We start from the raw sequence: 1379 nt of genomic DNA, 5'->3' as shown, positions 1-1379 counted from the left end.
GGATAGTTCCTGCTCTGCACTGCCGCCTGGCTGTATCTCCTCTCTGTTAAGAGTCCGCATTTTCAGCTCCAGACCGGGCTGGTAGTCATTGAGATACCAGTCCATCCGAGTCGAGGCATTTTCCTCAAAAAGAATGCGATAACGCCTGCCCTTAGCCTGCAGATGATAGCTGGGATCTCCATTCTTTGACTGGGAAATGGTCGTCCAGCCCTGCTCTGAGCCAAGCAAAGAGCAAGCAGACAAGAAGATCAGACTGACCGTCAGCAGGGCAAAACAGAAAACTTTTCTCATTTCTTAACTCTCCATGAATTCCTTGAGACGGCGGACCGCTTCTTTGAGCGTAGCCATGTCTGTCGCATAGCTGAGGCGGACATTCTCCGGAGCGCCAAAGCCGGCACCGGTCACCAGAGCTACGCCTGCTTCTTCTAAGATAGCTGTTGTAAATTCGGTCACATCAGTGTAGCCTTTGATTTCCATGGCTTTCTTGACATTTGGGAAAAGATAGAAGGCTCCCTGCGGCTTGATAACCTCAAAGCCCGGTACCTGTGCCAGCAAAGGATAGATGGTATTGAGGCGCTCCTCAAAAGCCTGCCGCATGCTTTCAACCGTATCCTGACCGCCCTTCAGGGCCTCAATAGCCGCATACTGAGCGGCTGCTGTCGGATTGGACGTCGTCTGACCGGCTATCTTCCCCATAGCCGCAATGATGTCCGGCCGCCCAACCGCATAGCCAATGCGCCAGCCAGTCATGGCATAACTCTTGGAAACACCGTTGATGACGACAGTCTGATGTCGAATGTCCTCAGATAAGCTGGAAATCGGCGTAAATTCATGGCCATTATAGACCAAGCGGCCGTAAATATCATCCGCCAAAATCAGAATATTCCTGTCCACAGCCCAGTTTCCGATGGCCCGCAGCTCTTCTGCACTGTAGATCATGCCGGTCGGATTGGATGGTGAATTGAGCACCAAGACCTTGGTCCTGTCCGTGCGCGCTGCTTCCAGCTGCTCTACTGTCACCTTAAAGTCATGAGCCTCTGTCGTCTGGACAAAGACCGGATGGCCTTCTGCCATCTCCACCTGATCGCCATAGCTGACCCAGTAAGGTGTCGGAATCAAGACCTCATCGCCGGGATCAATGACACTCATAAAGAAGGTATACAGGGAAAATTTTGCCCCGGTCGCAACAGTCACCTGATTGGGCTCAATGGCATAGCCGTAGTATGCGGCAAAGTGCTGCACAATAGCTTCCTTTAGCTCAGGCAGACCGCTAGTCACCGTATAAAAACTGGCCCTGCCGTCCTCAATAGCCGCAACAGCGGCTTCCTGAATGTTCTTGGGCGTTGGAAAATCCGGCTCTCCCAGAGTCAGGGAGAGAA

The 1379-nt window shown here is 52.5% G+C and carries 1 protein-coding gene and 1 pseudogene; both read right to left on the bottom strand.

All coding sequences use genetic code 11. From position 1 onward, the window contains the following. Positions 1 to 291: pseudogene (locus tag STRDD11_RS13060) on the bottom strand (hypothetical protein); the annotation flags it as partial. 3 nt (positions 292 to 294) lie between these two features. Beyond that, a partial coding sequence (locus tag STRDD11_RS13055; RefSeq protein ID WP_164828508.1) for a pyridoxal phosphate-dependent aminotransferase occupies positions 295 to 1379 on the bottom strand: 1085 nt, incomplete at its 5' end.

Origin of the sequence: Streptococcus sp. DD11, from assembly GCF_001578865.1 — a bacterium.
Classification (GTDB): Bacteria; Bacillota; Bacilli; order Lactobacillales; family Streptococcaceae; genus Streptococcus; species Streptococcus panodentis.
This window is presented reverse-complemented; position numbering and strand designations above follow the sequence as displayed.